At 72.9% G+C, this 14,556-nt stretch carries 15 protein-coding genes and 1 pseudogene; 9 read left to right on the top strand and 7 right to left on the bottom strand.

Going from position 1 to position 14,556, the window contains the following annotated elements:
* Window positions 1-69: 69 nt before the first annotated feature.
* On the top strand, window positions 70-1,464 hold the full coding sequence (mptB, locus tag AQI70_RS21355; RefSeq protein WP_062152484.1) for a polyprenol phosphomannose-dependent alpha 1,6 mannosyltransferase MptB: 1,395 nt from the start codon (window positions 70-72) through the stop codon (window positions 1,462-1,464).
* On the top strand, window positions 1,461-2,822 hold the full coding sequence (locus AQI70_RS21350; RefSeq protein WP_062152482.1) for a glycosyltransferase 87 family protein: 1,362 nt from the start codon (window positions 1,461-1,463) through the stop codon (window positions 2,820-2,822). Before mptB ends, AQI70_RS21350 begins: the two co-directional genes overlap by 4 nt.
* 86 nt (window positions 2,823-2,908) lie before the next feature.
* Here AQI70_RS21350 and AQI70_RS40260 read toward each other — a convergent pair.
* The 3 genes and pseudogenes from AQI70_RS40260 to AQI70_RS21335 form a co-directional block, all read right to left on the bottom strand.
* A pseudogene (locus tag AQI70_RS40260) lies at window positions 2,909-3,742 on the bottom strand (D-alanyl-D-alanine carboxypeptidase family protein); the annotation flags it as partial.
* A 93-nt stretch (window positions 3,743-3,835) separates the two neighbouring features.
* Window positions 3,836-4,972: a transcription termination factor Rho gene (rho, locus tag AQI70_RS21340; RefSeq protein ID WP_062152478.1), complete on the bottom strand. Its 1,137-nt coding sequence runs from the start codon at window positions 4,970-4,972 to the stop codon at window positions 3,836-3,838.
* A 241-nt stretch (window positions 4,973-5,213) separates the two neighbouring features.
* The gene (locus AQI70_RS21335; protein ID WP_062152476.1) at window positions 5,214-6,041 is read right to left on the bottom strand and encodes a class I SAM-dependent methyltransferase; all 828 of its coding nucleotides are present in this window, start codon (window positions 6,039-6,041) and stop codon (window positions 5,214-5,216) included.
* A gap of 130 nt (window positions 6,042-6,171) precedes the next feature.
* On the opposite strand from AQI70_RS21335, the gene AQI70_RS21330 reads away from it, so the two are divergent.
* The 4 genes from AQI70_RS21330 to AQI70_RS39230 are packed head-to-tail and all read left to right on the top strand — an operon-like array spanning window position 6,172 to window position 8,667.
* Window positions 6,172-6,885 carry an SgcJ/EcaC family oxidoreductase gene (locus AQI70_RS21330; protein WP_062152474.1) on the top strand — a complete coding sequence of 238 codons (714 nt, stop codon included), beginning with the start codon at window positions 6,172-6,174 and terminating at the stop codon, window positions 6,883-6,885.
* The gene (locus AQI70_RS21325; protein WP_062152472.1) at window positions 6,882-7,223 is read left to right on the top strand and encodes a YciI family protein; all 342 of its coding nucleotides are present in this window, start codon (window positions 6,882-6,884) and stop codon (window positions 7,221-7,223) included. Before AQI70_RS21330 ends, AQI70_RS21325 begins: the two co-directional genes overlap by 4 nt.
* 5 nt (window positions 7,224-7,228) lie before the next feature.
* Complete coding sequence (locus AQI70_RS21320) at window positions 7,229-8,470, top strand: RNA polymerase sigma factor (RefSeq protein ID WP_062153085.1); 1,242 nt, start codon at window positions 7,229-7,231, stop codon at window positions 8,468-8,470.
* 50 nt (window positions 8,471-8,520) lie between these two features.
* Window positions 8,521-8,667, top strand: coding sequence for a hypothetical protein (locus AQI70_RS39230; RefSeq protein WP_159042688.1), 147 nt, complete (start codon window positions 8,521-8,523; stop codon window positions 8,665-8,667).
* Between the two features lie 32 nt (window positions 8,668-8,699).
* On the opposite strand, the gene AQI70_RS21315 is transcribed toward AQI70_RS39230, so the two are convergent.
* Window positions 8,700-9,098, bottom strand: a complete 399-nt coding sequence (locus tag AQI70_RS21315; protein ID WP_062152471.1) for a nuclear transport factor 2 family protein — start codon at window positions 9,096-9,098, stop codon at window positions 8,700-8,702.
* Window positions 9,099-9,168: 70 nt separating this feature from the next.
* On the opposite strand from AQI70_RS21315, the gene AQI70_RS21310 reads away from it, so the two are divergent.
* From AQI70_RS21310 to AQI70_RS21300, 3 genes are all read left to right on the top strand, one after another.
* On the top strand, window positions 9,169-9,726 hold the full coding sequence (locus tag AQI70_RS21310) for a PadR family transcriptional regulator (RefSeq protein WP_062152469.1): 558 nt from the start codon (window positions 9,169-9,171) through the stop codon (window positions 9,724-9,726).
* Between the two features lie 5 nt (window positions 9,727-9,731).
* Window positions 9,732-10,457 (top strand): class I SAM-dependent methyltransferase, encoded by a 726-nt coding sequence (locus AQI70_RS21305; protein ID WP_062152467.1) that lies wholly within the window; start codon window positions 9,732-9,734, stop codon window positions 10,455-10,457.
* Between the two features lie 71 nt (window positions 10,458-10,528).
* The gene (locus AQI70_RS21300) at window positions 10,529-11,317 is read left to right on the top strand and encodes a thioesterase family protein (RefSeq protein WP_062152465.1); all 789 of its coding nucleotides are present in this window, start codon (window positions 10,529-10,531) and stop codon (window positions 11,315-11,317) included.
* Here the strand turns inward: AQI70_RS21300 and AQI70_RS21295 are convergent.
* From AQI70_RS21295 to AQI70_RS21285, 3 genes are all read right to left on the bottom strand, one after another.
* Window positions 11,287-12,030, bottom strand: a complete 744-nt coding sequence (locus AQI70_RS21295) for a GntR family transcriptional regulator (RefSeq protein WP_062152463.1) — start codon at window positions 12,028-12,030, stop codon at window positions 11,287-11,289. The genes AQI70_RS21300 and AQI70_RS21295 overlap by 31 nt on opposite strands.
* Before the next feature lie 129 nt (window positions 12,031-12,159).
* Complete coding sequence (locus tag AQI70_RS21290; protein WP_062152461.1) at window positions 12,160-13,326, bottom strand: serine hydrolase domain-containing protein; 1,167 nt, start codon at window positions 13,324-13,326, stop codon at window positions 12,160-12,162.
* A gap of 161 nt (window positions 13,327-13,487) precedes the next feature.
* Complete coding sequence (locus tag AQI70_RS21285) at window positions 13,488-14,456, bottom strand: acetylxylan esterase (protein WP_062152459.1); 969 nt, start codon at window positions 14,454-14,456, stop codon at window positions 13,488-13,490.
* Window positions 14,457-14,556: the final 100 nt, after the last annotated feature.

Here is a 14,556-nt window from a genome sequence, read left to right as displayed (position 1 = left end):
GCCGCCGCCCCGAGGGTCCCGCGTCGCTTTCCGGCCACCCGGCGTTGACACGCTGCCCGAGTGTTGGCCATGGCTTTTCCCGTCGATCTCCGCCGCTGCCAGATACTCGGTCTGGCCGGCACCGCCTTCCTCGCCCTGGGCGGTGAGACGGCCGGCGCGTTGCCGGTCCGGGAACTCCTGGCCCCCACCTCGGCACACGCGGCCCTCGGCCTGGTCGGCGTGTACTTCGGTGTCGTCCTGCTGATCGCGGCCTGGCTGCTGCTCGGCCGGCTCGTGCGCAGCGCCGACCCGCCGACCCCACGCGCCCTGCTGCTGGTGCTGGCGGTCTGGGCCGCCCCACTGCTGATCGCGCCACCGCTGTTCAGCCGGGACGTGTACAGCTACCTGGCCCAGGGGGCCATGGTCGACGCGCACATTGACGTGTACGCGCATGGACCCGCCCACCTCGGTGGCCCGCTCGCGGACGAGGTCGCCCCGCTGTGGCGGCACACCGCGGCCCCCTACGGCCCGGTGTTCCTCGGCGTCGCCTCCGCGCTGTCCGGTGCGACCCGCGGCGAACTGCCCGCCGGGCTCCTCGGCATGCGCCTGATAGCCCTGCTCGGGGTGGCGCTGATGGCGGCCGTGCTGCCGCGCCTGGCCCGGCACAGCGGAGCCGACCCGGCCGCCGCCCTCTGGCTCGGCGCCCTCAACCCCCTCGTCCTGCTGCATCTGGTCGCGGGCGCCCACAACGACGCCCTCATGCTCGGCCTGCTCGGCGCCGGACTGGTCGCCGCGCTCGGCCGGTGGCCGGTCCTGGGCGCCGTACTCGTCACGCTCGCCGCCCTGGTCAAGGCCCCTGCCGCGCTGGGCCTGGCCGCCGTCGTAGTGCTGCGGATGCGGGCCGGTCAGCACCCGGCGAAGGCGATCCTGAGCACGACCGCGGGGTCCGCCGCCACCACGGTCGTCGCAACGGCCGCAGCGGGCACGGGATACGGCTGGACAGGTGCCCTGGACACGCCGGTCTCCCCGCAGAACTGGGCGCCCACCAGCCTGCTCGGCCGGGCCACCGCCACGCTGCTGGACATGGCCGGCAGCGATCTGGCGCCGCTGGCCGTCCCCGTGTGGCATGCCCTCGGCCTGCTGCTCACGGCGGTCCTGGTGCTCCTCATCTGGTGGCGCTGGCGGCCACGCCCCGTGTACGCGCTGGGCCTGAGCCTGGCGGCCGTGGCCGCCTTCGGACCGGCGCTCCGCCCCTGGTACGCCCTGTGGGGCCTGTTCCTCATCGCCGCCGCGGCGCCCAGCACTTCGGTCCGGCACCGGGTGGCGGCCCTGACGGGAGTGCTCGCGCTCGCCGTCCTGCCCAGCGGCGAGCCCGCGGACGTCGGCCAGTTGGTGCTGGCCGTCTCCGGCGGCGCGCTCGCCGTGGTCGTCCTGTGGCAGGCGCATCTGGCGGCGCAGGCCCCGGCGTTGGAGCGCACCGCATGAGGCTTCCGCGCACCGACCGCGGCCGGCTCGTGCTGGTGCTCGTGCTCGCCGCCGCCGTGACCGTGTTCACCGCGACCGTGCCGTTGCTGCGGGGCTGGTTCGACCTGCGCGTCTACTACGGCACCGTCGACAGCTGGATCCACCACGGCGGCCGGATCTACGACTACCGGGTGCCGGGCACGACGTACGGCTTCACCTACCCGCCGTTCGCCGCGGTCGCCATGCTGCCCATGGCGCTGCTCGGTCTGCGCGCCGCGATCGCGGTGGCGCTGCTGCTCAACCTGGCGGCACTGGCCTTCGTGCTGCGCGTGCTGGCCGGCCGGGCCTGGCGGCGCCACGGCTGGTTCGGCTGTGCGCTGGCGGCGTGCGGGCTGGCCCTCTTCGAACCGCTCCGGGACACCTTCAGCTTCGGCCAGGTGAACATCCTGCTGCTGGCCCTCGTGCTGCTCGACTGCTGGTTGCTGGCCACCGGAAGGGGCCGCTGGGCGGGGGTCGGGATCGGGCTCGCGGCGGCGATCAAGCTGACGCCCGCCCTGTTCATCGGCCTGCTGCTGGTGGCCCGGCGCCGGCGAACCGCCGCCGTGGCGACGGCCGTTGCCGCCGGAGCGACGGCGCTGGCGGCCTGGGTGGCGCCCGACGCGTCCCGCTACTACTGGACGCACGCGATGTGGGACACCACCCGGGTGGGCCGCCTCGACTACGTCTCCAACCAGTCACTGCAGGGAATCCTGGCCCGGCTGGGCGTGTCCGACCGCCTGGTCTGGGCGGTGGCGGTCCTGCTGGTCCTGGGCGTCTGGGCGGCGCGTACCCGTCGGGCGGTCGCGGCGGGGAACTGGACGGCGGCGTTCGCCCTCACCGGGCTGACCGCCTGCCTGGTCAGTCCGATCACCTGGGTCCACCACCTGGTGTGGCTGCTGCCGTCCTTCGCCGTCCTCCTGCGCGCCGGGCATCCGCGGCTCGCGGGTGTCCTGTACGCGCCGCTGTGCACCAGCGTGGTGTGGCTGTGGTTCGACGACGCGTCCGGCGTCGACGGCTTCCTCGGCAGCAACATCTACGCCTGGATCACCCTGGGCCTGCTGCTCCGGCTGCCGGTCGGTCAACTCGGCGCCGAGTCCTCGACCTTGCCGCGCAGCAGCAGCGACATGACACCGGCCCCGAGCATGGCCGCTCCCACGATCGCCCACGCCTCCGCCCAGCCCGGCCCGGCCGCCCCGCCCTCCGGCTCCACCGCAGCCGCCACCGGCATCGTCGCGGGCCCCGGCCTCGGCTTGACCCGCAAGGCGTCGAGCGACCCCACCGGTTCGACCCGCCCCACCGCCCAGAATCCCCAGTCGAGCAGCCGCCCGGCCTCCTCGTAGACGGCCGAACCGCCGCCCGCCCGCGGGTTCAGCACCGTGACGACCAGGGTGCGTCCGCCCCGTCGGGCGGCGGCGACGAGCGTGCTGCCCGCCTTGCTGGTGTAGCCGTTCTTGATGCCGACCAGCCCCGGATACGGCTCCACGCCGTCCGCGCCGGTCAACAGCCGGTTGGTGTTCCGGATCACGTACGACCAGCCGCCCCCGCCCGGGAACCTCGCCTGGGCCGTGCCGCAGTACCGCGCGAAGTCCGCGTTGCGCAGCCCCGCCCGGCCGAACACCGCCAGGTCGTACGCCGAGGACACCTGGCCGGGGGTGTCATAACCGTCCGGCGAGAGCACGCGCGTGTCGAGGGCGCCCAGCGAACGCGCCTTGGCCTGCATGCGGGCGGCCGTGACGCGCCAGCCGCCGTTCATCGCCGCCAGCACCCGCACGGCGTCGTTGCCGGAGCTGAGGAACACCCCGCGCCACAGATCGGCCACCTGATACGTACGTCCCTCGGCGACCCCGACCAGAGAGCTGCCGGGCCCGATCCCCGCCAGCTCGTCCTCGCTCACCCGGTGCCGGATGCCGCCGGGCAGGGTCGGGAGCACGGTGAGGGCGAACAGCGTCTTCAAGGTGCTGGCGGGCGGCAGCTTCCGGTGGGCGTCGTGTGCGGCGAGCACCTCGCCGGAGTCGGCGTCGGCCACCAGCCAGGACAGAGCGGAGACGCGTGGAACCCGGGGTGCCCCGGCATGGGGCCGCACCTGTGTGCCGGACCGGTACAGCAGCGCCGGCCGTGGAATCGCCGCCCGCGCCCCGCCGGGCGTGTCGGGGTCGTGCCCGGTGCGGGCGTCCGCGGTGGCGGGGGCGAGCGTCAGCAGGCCGGCCGCGCACAGCGCGCAGGTGGACACGAGAGCCCGGGAGGCAAATCCGATCTTCATATCGGACAACGTAGGAAGGGAGTCGTCGTAGATCGCGCTGGCCGGGCCGGGTGGGGCGTGCCGGCACCCGGACGGGGGATGCTTCCGGACCCGTCAAGCGCCGGGCAGCGTCGGCTGGATCCGCCGCAGGAACGTGGCGTTGTCGGGCGTCTCGCGCATGCGCTCCAGGAGGGTTTCCAGATTGGCCTGACCGTCCCGGGTCCGCAGGGCCCGGCGCAGTCCCTGCACGGCGGTCAACTCCGCCGGGGACAGCAGGAGTTCCTCGCGTCGGGTGCCGGACGGGGTGATGTCGACGGCGGGGAAGACACGGCGGGAGGCGAGGTCCCGGCTCAGGCGGAGCTCCATGTTGCCGGTGCTCTTGAGCTCCTCGAAGAAGAAGTCGTCGGCCCGGGATCCGGTCTCCACCAGGGCCGTGGCGAGGATGGTCAGCGAACCGCCCTCCTCGGCGAGACGCGCGGCGCCGAAGAACCGCTTCGGCCCCTGCAGCGCGGCCGCGTCGACGCCGCCGCTCAGGGTGCGGCCACCGGACGCGGCCGCGTTGTTGTGCGCCCGGCACAGCCGGGTCAGGGAGTCGAACAGGATGACGACGTCCTCGCCCGCCTCGACAAGCCGCTTGGCCCGCTCGATCACGAGCTCGGCCAGCGCGACGTGCTGCTTGGGCGCCCGGTCGAAGGTCGAGGCGTACACCTCGCCCCGCACCGAACGCCGCATGTCGGTGACCTCCTCGGGCCGTTCGTCGAGGAGCACCACCATCAGCCGGCACTCGGGGTGATTGCCGGCGACGGCCGCCGCGATCTGCTGGAGCAGCACGGTCTTGCCGGTCTTGGGCGGGGCCACGATCAGCCCTCGCTGGCCCTTGCCGACGGGAGCGATCAGGTCGACCACCCGCCCGGCCGGGCCGGACGCCGGGTGTTCGAGGCGCAGCCGCTCGCGCGGGTGCAGCGGTGTCAACTCGCCGAAGTCACGGCGGTTCTTGTGCGGAACGCGGCCGTTGACGCGGGCGACCTCGGTGAGGACGCGCCGGTCGCCGCGTACGCCGTCGACGAGGTCGCCCTTGCGCAGGCCGTACCGGCGGATCAGCGCGGGGGAGACCTGGAGGTCGGAGGGCGAGGGCAGCAGGTGTACGGCGCGCAGGTGTCCCTTGCCGCTCGCGTCTATGTCGAGGACGCCGGTGACGGCCGTGGCCGGGGGCTGCTGCTGGACTGGGGGGTGTTCGAGTGTGGTGGTCATGGAGGTCGGTCCTTTCACGGACGGAAGACATGGACATGCGGGGAAGGGATGAGCCGCGGACATCGGGAAGGCGGACAGAGCGCCTTCGGGCGGCGGGAAACAACACCTCGGACACGGTGGAACCGCTGATCACAAGGTGGTGAGGAGAAGCCGGTACGCCGACCGGCGAACTGAAGTGAGAGCTGGCACCGGCGCCACAACCGGGCGTACACAGGTGCTGACGCGACGGTACCACGGCGGTTCAGCATGTGGCGAGCAATCCGTACAGCAGCGGGATACGCGGCTCGGGCAGCCGCCACCAGCCGGACGGTGTGCGGGCCATCTGCGGCCAGCGCGGCCAGGGAAGTTCGTCACTCTCCGTGAGGTGCCGGATGGTCAGTCCGTTCTGCACCAACGCGTTGACGACCTCGCTTATTCCGTGCATCCACTCGTAGCTGTCCGTGGCGCCCTCGACGGCGGGCCCGTCGGTGTAGGTGTGGGTCGCGTCCCGGTGCACGGCGCCGCTTCCGCCCAGGTAGTCGTGGCGGAGCAGGAGTTCGGGCCCCTCGCCCGGACCGGGCTTCGGCCCGAGGGAGTTGAGCAGCGGATGGAACTCGACGATGTACAACCGCCCGCCCGGACGCAGGAGTTGGGCCACGACCCCGGCCCAGCGGTCCAGGTCGGGCAGATAGCACAGGGCACCCTTGCCGGTGTACACCACGTCGAACCGCCGCCGATCGAGGGCCTCCACGGCGTCGTACACATTGGCCTGTACGTAGGTGACGTCGAGCCCCGCCCTCCGGGCGATGCCGTTCGCGGCGGCCACGGACGCCGCGGAGAAGTCGAGGCCGACGGCCCGGGCCCCGCGCTGGGCGAAGGCGATCGTCTCGGTGCCGAGGTGACACTGCAGATGGAGCACATCGCGGCCCGCCAGCTCACCGAGGTCGTCCCACTCGAAGGAGGCGAACCAGCGAGCGGGATCGAGGTCCTGGTCGAGGCCGTAGAACCGGCTGGCGAGATGGACGGGGGTGCGGGCGTCCCAGTTCGCCTGGTTGGCCGACATCATCCGCGCGTGCTCGTCGGTGGTCATGAGGACATCCAACCGCGACCGGGCCGCGCGCCGTGGCGGGAATGGCGGACACGGGCGCCCCGGGTGTCGATTCGGGCCGCTCCCGTTCGTCGGTGGGGTGTAGGAAGCTCAAGAGGACCAGGAGGATCCAATGAAGTACATGCTGCTCGTCTGCGGCGACGACACCGCCGACGCCTCGGGCATGGCCCCCGTCGAGCCCTGGGTGGAGGAGCTGGGCGACCGCGGCGTACGGCTGCACGGCCACCGGCTGGCGCGCCCCGCCGAGGCCGTCACCGTGCGGGTGCGCGGCGGCGAGGTGCTGCGCGCCGACGGTCCGTTCGCGGAGACCAAGGAGTACGTGGCCGGATTCGACATCCTGGAGTGCGACAGCATGGCCGAGGCGGTCGAGGCCGCCGCCCGGCATCCCGTGGCGACCATCGGGGCCATGGAGGTGCGGCCGTTCTGGGCGGACGAGGACGCCGAGGCGGAGATCCGCGCGCTCGACGCCGAGCTGACCGCGGCGGCGGGGGAGCGGGACGTCGACCGCGTGGTGGCCTGCTACGCCCCGGACGTGGCGGCGTTCGCCGACGGCCGGGAACACCGTGGCATCGACGCCCTGCGCAAGTCCATGGAGGAGCTGTTCGCCGGCGTCACCGGTCCCGTCACCCGCGAGGTGCTGGAATTCGGCGTCCACGTCGACGAGAGCGTCGCCTTCGGCCACGCCGTCGTCCGCCTGCGGGCCAACCGCCCGGACGGCACCCCGCGCGACGATCTGACGCGTGTCACCACCGGCTACCGCAACGCCGGTCCGCGCTGGCTGATCGCCCACGAGCACGTCTCTCCCGTCACCGAGGAGCGGTCATGAAGTACGTCCTGTTCATCTGCACCGCCGTCGGCGGCGCGGAGCTCAGCCCCGAGGAGATCGCCGAGGACCCCCGCTTCACCTCGTACATCGACGAGGTGCGCGGTCGGGACATCGTGAAGGGCGGGGCCCGGCTGCGGCCGCCGACCGACGCCACCACCGTCCGGGTCCAGGGCGACGAGGTCCTGCTCAGCGACGGGCCCTTCATCGAGTCCAAGGAGTACGTCGCCGGCATCGACATCATCGAGGTCGCCGATCTCGACGAGGCCATCGCGCTCGCCGCCCGGCATCCCGCCGCGCTGGGCGGGGGCTCGGTGGAGGTGCGGCCGGTCTGGGAGTGAACGCCGTGCACGATGCCGAGGAGGCCGTCGCCGCCGCCTTCCGTGCGGAGTGGGGCCAGGTCGTCGCCACCCTGATCCGGGTGACCGGCGACTGGGACCTCGCCGAGGAGTGCGCGCAGGACGCCTTCGCCCAGGCCCTCGACCGGTGGCGGCGCGACGGAGTGCCGCGCCGCCCCGGCGCCTGGCTGACCACGACCGCCCGCAACCGTGCCCTGGACGTACTGCGCCGGGAGGCCGTGGGGGCGGCGAAACTCCGGGAGGTGGCGGTGCTGACCCGCGACGAACCGTCGTACGGACCCGACGACGACAGTGGGGTGCACGACGACCGGCTGCGGCTGATCTTCACCTGCTGTCATCCGGCGCTGCCCATCGAGGCCCGGGTCGCGCTGACCCTGCGCACGCTCGCGGGCCTGACCACACCGGAGATCGCCCGCGCCTTCGTCGTCCCCGAGGCGACCATGGCGCAGCGCCTGGTGCGCGCCAAGCGGAAGATCCGCAACGCCGGGATCCCGTACCGGGTACCGCCGGCGCACCTGCTGCCCGAGCGCATCACGGGCGTGCTCGGCGTGATCTACCTGCTGTTCAACGAGGGGTACGCGGCCACCGCGGGCGCCGATCTGGTCCGTACGAACCTCTGCGCCGAGGCGATCCGCCTGGCCCGGGTTCTGGCCCGCCTCATGCCCGACGAGCCCGAGGTGCTCGGTCTGCTGGCACTCCTGCTGCTGCACGACGCGCGCCGGGACACAAGGGTCGACGAGGCCGGCGACCTGGTGACCCTGGAGGACCAGGACCGCACGGCCTGGGACCGTGCCGAGGCCGACGAGGGCACCGCCCTGCTGGAGACCGCGCTGCGCCGCGGCCGTCCCGGGCCGTACCAGATCCAGGCCGCCATCGCCGCCTGCCACACCACCGCGCCCACCGCCGAGGACACCGACTGGGCCGACATCGCCGCCCTGTACGGCGAGTTGGCCCGCCTCGTGCCCTCCGCCGTGGTCCGCCTGAACCGCGCGGTGGCCGTCGGCATGGCCGAGGGCCCGGAGGCGGGCCTCGCGCTGGTGGCGCGGCTGGAGGCCGAGGGCGAGCTGGCCGGGTACCACCTGCTGCCGGCCACCCGCGCCGATCTGCTGCGCCGCAGCGGCCGTAGGGAGGAGGCGGCCGTGGCCTACGAACGTGCGCTTGAGCTGGTGGAGAACGACGCGGAACGGAGGTTCCTCGAAAGGCGCCTCGCGGAGTGTCGAGCCGCGTAGGGGCCGTTCGTCGGTGGCTTGAAAGCGCCCTCACGCCCCCGGAGGCCCCGATGACCGCTCACGTCCCCGCGCGCCGCACCGGCAGACTGCGCCGGCTCCTCGCCTGCCTGCTACGGGCCCACCGAACTCCCCGCGTCCCCGGCGAAGGACCCAGCACACCGGACGTCTGGCTCGCCGGACTCCGCCTGCGCGGCTGAGCCCGCGGTGGTCCGACGGCGCGGGCGCGGCCTCACGCCGACCGTGCCTCCGCCTCCTTCACGATCCGGTCGAACTGCGCCCCCATCGCCTCGGCCAACGCCTGCGCACCCGACAGCGGACGGACCATGACCATGAAGTCGTCGATCAGCCCTTCCTCGTTCACCCGGAGGAAGTCGCAGCCGGTGATCTCCCGGTCGCCCACCCGCGCGGTGAAGACCAGGGCGTGCTCGCGGCCCGCGGGGTCACCGATCTCGCGCACATAGCGGAAGTCCTCGAAGACCCGCACGACGCCGCGCAGGATCGCCGCCGTGATCGCCTTGCCCGGGTACGGCTTGAACACGACCGGGCTGGTGAAGACGACGTCCTCCGCCAGCAGGGCCTCGACGGCGTCGAAGTCGCCGGCCTCGACCGCCTCGCGGAACGCGCGCATCGGATCACCTCATAGTCAATTAGTTGAGTAGGTGCCGATGAGAATAATCACCTTCTGTTAACGTGTCCACATGTCCCTCAAGTACGCCGTCCTCGCCGCCCTCCTGGAGGGCGAGGCCTCGGGCTACGAGCTGTCCAAGGTCTTCGACGTCTCGTTCGCCAACTTCTGGCCCGCCACTCCGCAGCAGCTCTACCGCGAGCTGGAGCGCCTGGCGCAGGACGGCCTGGTCGAGGCCCGGTTCGTGCAGCAGGAACGCCGGCCGAACAAGCGGATGTTCACGCTCACCGAGGCCGGCCGGGAGGACCTGCGCGCCTTCGCCGCCGAGCCGCCCCGCCGGCCCACCTCCGTCCGCGACGAACTCCTGATCAAGCTCCAGGCCATGGAGGACCCCGAGGCCGCCCGCGCCCTGGTCGAGGAGCGCATGACGTGGGCGCGTGGCAAGCTCGACCGCTACGAACGCGTCCGTGACCGCCTCCTCGACGGGCGGACCGAGGAGGAGTACCTGAGCGAGTCCGGCCGCGTCGGCCCGTATCTGACGCTGCTGCGCGGCATCTCCTTCGAGGAGGAGAACCTGCGCTGGTGCGAGCGCGTGCTCGCCGTCCTGCGACAGCGTGCCGCTCTGGGGTGACGCCGATGTTCGGTCCCGAAGGCCCCTCCCTGCGTGAACTCGCCGTCCAGGCGCTGTCGTCCGTGGAGCGCGGATACGACCTGCTCGCCCCGAAGTTCGACCACACGCCGTTCCGCACGCCGGACTCGGTCCTCTCCGCGGTCGCGGCGGCGCTCGAACGAACGGGCCCCTACGACGACGGCCTCGACCTGTGCTGCGGGACCGGTGCGGGTGTGGCGGTGCTGGCGAAGGTGTGCCGGCGCAGTGTCACCGGTGTCGACTTCAGCGCCGGCATGCTCGACGTCGCCCGGCAGCGGACGGGAGTCGTGCAGCCGCGCGTCTCCTGGGTGCGTGCGGACGCCCGTGCCCTGCCGTTCGCCCCGGCCTTCGACCTGGTGGTGAGCTTCGGGGCCTTCGGCCACTTCCTGCCCTCCGAACTGCCCGGACTGTTCGCCCAGGTCCACTCCGTCCTGCGGCCCGGCGGGTGCTTCGCCTTCCCGGTCGTGGCCCCGCCCCGTCCCGCGTCCCTCGCCTACTGGGTGCTGCTGGGCTTCGACACGGCCATGCGGGTGCGCAACGCGCTGTGGCGGCCGCCGTTCGTCATGTACTACCGGGCCTTCCGGCTCGGGGAGGTGCGGAGCGAGCTGGCGCGTGCCGGTTTCCAGGTGGAGCTACGGGCCCTGCTCGAGTTCGGGCGGCGGCGGGACGGGAGCCCGCGGGTGCGGATGGTCGTGGCACGGCGCCCGAGGTAGGAAGGTTGGAATTCCCAACTTATGAGCTCTAGTGGGTTTGTTTTTCAAACTTACACCGCTAGGGTGAGCCCGTGACCACGACGACCGACACCGAGATCCGTATCGACCCGCTGTGGCGGTCCTGGGAGGGAGCGCACGGTGGGCATGTCGCCGCCCTCGCCCTGGCCGCCGTACGCGACCGGTTCACCGGCGGGGCCCACCCCGTCCGCACGCTGACCACGCACTATCTGGCCCCGGTCGGCGACGGCCCGCTGCACTTCTCCGGCGCGGCACCCGCCGGCCCCGGCCGGCGCACGGCGACCTGCGTCTTCACCGGCCACCAGAACGGCGTGCCGGTCATCTCAGGCTCGGCACTGTTCGGCTCCGGGCGCCAGGGGCCGTCGTACGACGGAAGCCCGGTCCCCGGGGTCCCGGAGCCCCAGGACTGCCGTCGCCTGGAGCTCCCCGGTGAACTGTCGCCCTTCGCCCGGCAGTTGGAGATCCGCCCCGCCACCGCGGACCTCCCGCTCGCCGGCGGTGACAGGGCCGAGCTGACGGCCTGGATCCGCTTCCTGGACGGCCGTGCCCTCGACGCTCCGGCGGCCGTCACCCTCACCGACGTCCTGCCGCCCGCGCTGTACGCCCGCTGGCGCAGCGCGCGCCCGGTGCCCACCGCCGAACTCACCGTCCACCTCACCGACGCCCTCGACGACGGCCCCCATGAGGGCTGGGCGCTCGTCCGGATCCGTACCGGGCACGCCGGTAGCGGCTGGGCCGTCGACGACAGTGCGGTCTGGTCGGCGGACGGGCGGCTGCTGGCGCTGGCCCGGCAGTCGCGGGTCGTGCGCCCTCAGCCCGCCGCCGGCAGCGTGAACTCGTAGACCAGGGCGTCCTGCTGGGCGTCCACGACGAGGTCCGTGATCTCCAGCGGGCGGGCGTACTGGTCGTGCACGCGCCGGGTGACCCGCACCGAGGGCACGCCCGGGAGCCGGGTGATGGCGTCCCGGTGGTGCAGGGTGAGGCCCGCCTTGCGCATCCAGTCGTAGGCGCGGCGCAGTTGGGCCGAGCCGGTGCCGTCGGCGCGATCGCGATAGCGGGCCAGCTCCGCGACCTCGGCGAGCGCCACCGCGGAGAAGGACGTCACGGCCGTACGCCGGCCGCATCCGTCGGCTCCCGCGGACTCGTAGCGGTGCACCAGGGTCGGCCGGTGCGGGGCCAGCCCCAGGGCCTCGGCGTGTTCGGCGGGCGGAGTCTCCCAGGTGACCGTGGCCCGGTCCACGGCGCCCGGACTGTCGGCCCGGGCGCCGACCGGGAAGGTGAGGGAGGCCGGGACCTCGACCGGCAGACCGGGCAGGGTGGCATGGCTGCCCCGCCGGTCGGTGGCGACCAGACCGCTGCGGCGCAGCACCTCCAGCGCCTGCCGTACGGTCTCCCTGCTGACCCCGAAGTGCCCCGCCAACTGCCGTTCCCCGGGCAGTCGTTCACCAGGGGGAATAGTCCCTTCACGCAGCTCGCCGAGCAACTGGGTGGCGATCCTCCAGTACAGCGGCTGCGCTTCGGTGAGCGGGCGGTCGTGCTGGGTGGTGCGGGCCATGCCGCGCCTCCTGTTGGTGACGTTTCGTAGCCGTGCGGGCTCGTTGCGCCACCACATCTAGCATTGGTCTAAACCACCAGGGAAGGGCGGCTTGTCACTTCGGCCGAAACGGCCCGCGCCGACCGCTCGTCACAGGGCTGCGTACAGGGCGTCGATCAGTGCCATCTTCCGTGGGTCATTGGCGATATGAGGCCCCATCCGGTTCATCACATAGCCCAGTGACACCCCGGCCTCGGGATCCGCCAGGCCGCAGGAGCCGCCGTAGCCGTCGTGTCCGAAAGCCCGCGGGTTGGGTCCGTACGAGCCGTGCGGCCCGCTCAGCCAGAGTCCGAGGCCGATCTCCGTCTCGCTGTCGAGCCCGGCCCCGAGCACCAGATCGTGGCAGCTGCCCTGCCCCTCGCGCACCCGCTCGGCCGCCTCGGGGGACAGGACGCGATGGCCGTCGTACGTCCCGCGGCCCGCGAAGATCCCGTACAGCGCGGCGACCGCCCGTGCCGTGCCGTGCCCGTTCGCGGCGGGAATCTCGGCGGCCCGCCACTCGGGCGAGTTCGCCTGCGCCGCACTTGGCGCGGGGTTGGCCAGCGCGGCCAGGGCGGCGGGCGCCAACTTCCTGAAGACGGCCGCCTGTTCGTCGGTCATCGTGGCCGGCGGCTGCACCAGCTCGGCCGCCCGCCCGCACTCCTTCTCCGGCAGCCCGATCGTGAAGTCGATCCCGAGCGGCCCGGTCACCTCCCGCTCCAGGAAGGCCCCGGGCGGCAGCCCCGACACCCGCCGCACGACCTCCCCGACCAGGAAGCCGTAGGTGAACGCGTGATACCCCGACCGTGTCCCCGGCGCCCACCACGGCTCCATCGCGGCGAGCCGTTGTGTGGTCAACTCCCAGTCGCAGAGCTGCTGAAGCGAGTGCGGCTCCCGCAGCCCGGACAGGCCGGCGCGGTGGGACAGCAGATGCCGTACGAGGATCTGTTCCTTGCCCGCGGCGGCGAACTCCGGCCAGTACGCGGCCACCGGCGCGTCGAGGTCGAGCAGGCCCCGGTCGGCGAGGATGTGCGCGCACAGCGCCGTCGGCCCCTTCGACGTCGACCACACGTTGACCAGCGTGTCATGCTCCCAGGGGCGGCTGCGGGCCGCGTCGGCCCACCCGCCCCACAGGTCCACGACGGTCCGGCCGCCGACCGTGACGGCGACCGCGGCGCCCAGCTCCCCGCGCTCCAGGAAGTTCGCCTCGAACGCCGCCCGCACCGCCGCGAACCGCGGCTCGCAGTGCCCGTGCACCTGTGCCTCGTGCTCCGCCATGGGTCACCCTTCGTGGTCCGCCGAAAGCCCGGGCCGCGACACTGCGACCCGGGCGTTGCCGAACGTACCGACTGGTCGGACAGGGCGGAAGGCGTCGAACACGCCGAACTCACCCGTAGGCGAACCGCTCCGCGGTTTCACGTCTTTCCACGCGGCGCCTGTCAGGCGTGTGAGCGCAGCCAGTCCAGCTTGGCCGCCTCGTGGAACGGGCCCCCGCCCTCGTGGTCGTTGAAGTCGTACACCTCGATGGCCTTCTCGTCGTGGGCCCAGGCGTTGAAGGCGGCGAAGACGGTGGAGGGCGGGCAGGTCTGGTCCTCCAGGGCCGCCGAGAAGAGGGCGGGAGCCCGGCCGCGGGCCGCGAAGTGGACGGCGTCGAAGTAGGAGAGGGTGCGCAGGGCGTCCTGGGTGCGGCCCCGGTGGGTCTTCAGGTAGAGGCCTATCTCGCGGTACGGGTGGCGGTCCGTGATGGTCGCCGCGCGCGGGTAGTCGCACAGGAACGGCACATCCGGCGCGATCGCCGCGAGGTCGGAGACCAGGCCGCCGACCGCGATCGTGATGCCGCCGCCCTGGCTCGCACCCAGCGCCACGGTGCGCGAGGCGTCGGTCAGCGGATGCGAGCGGGCGGCCTCCACAGCACGCACCGCGTCCGTGAACACCCGGCGGTAGTAGTAGTTCTCGGGCGCGTCGATGCCCCGCGTCATGAACCCGGGGTAGGCAGGCGCCGCACCCACCGGGTCCGGGGTCCCGCCACCGGCGCCCCACGCGCTGCCCTGGCCGCGCGTGTCCATCACGAAGTGCGCGCGGCCCGTGGACGCCCACAGCAGGTTCTCGTGCGGCAGGCCGCGCCCGCCGCCGTAGCCGATGAACTCCACGACCAGCGGCAGCGGCTCCGTGGCCCCGGCGGGCAGCCGCAGCCAGCCCTTCACCGGGTGACCGCCGAACCCGGCGAACGTCACGTCGTACACCCGCACCGTGGACAGTCCCGTGTCGACCGGCTCGAAGCGGGCGTCCAGATCGTGCTCGCGGGCCTCCCCGAGGGTCTTGGACCAGAACGCGTCGAAGTCCTCGGGCTCGACGGACTCGCTGCGGTACTCGCGCAGTTCGTCGAGCGGAAGGTCGAACAGGGCCATCTAGGACCGCCTTTGCGAAGAGTGAGGGCAGATGATCACACCGTACGTGGGTGATCGGAGGACTCGCCAGGTGTTTGCCGTACCGAGCGCCTACGATGGC

This window comes from Streptomyces curacoi (assembly GCF_001513975.1).
Taxonomy (GTDB): Bacteria; Actinomycetota; Actinomycetes; order Streptomycetales; family Streptomycetaceae; genus Streptomyces; species Streptomyces curacoi.
This window is presented reverse-complemented; position numbering and strand designations above follow the sequence as displayed.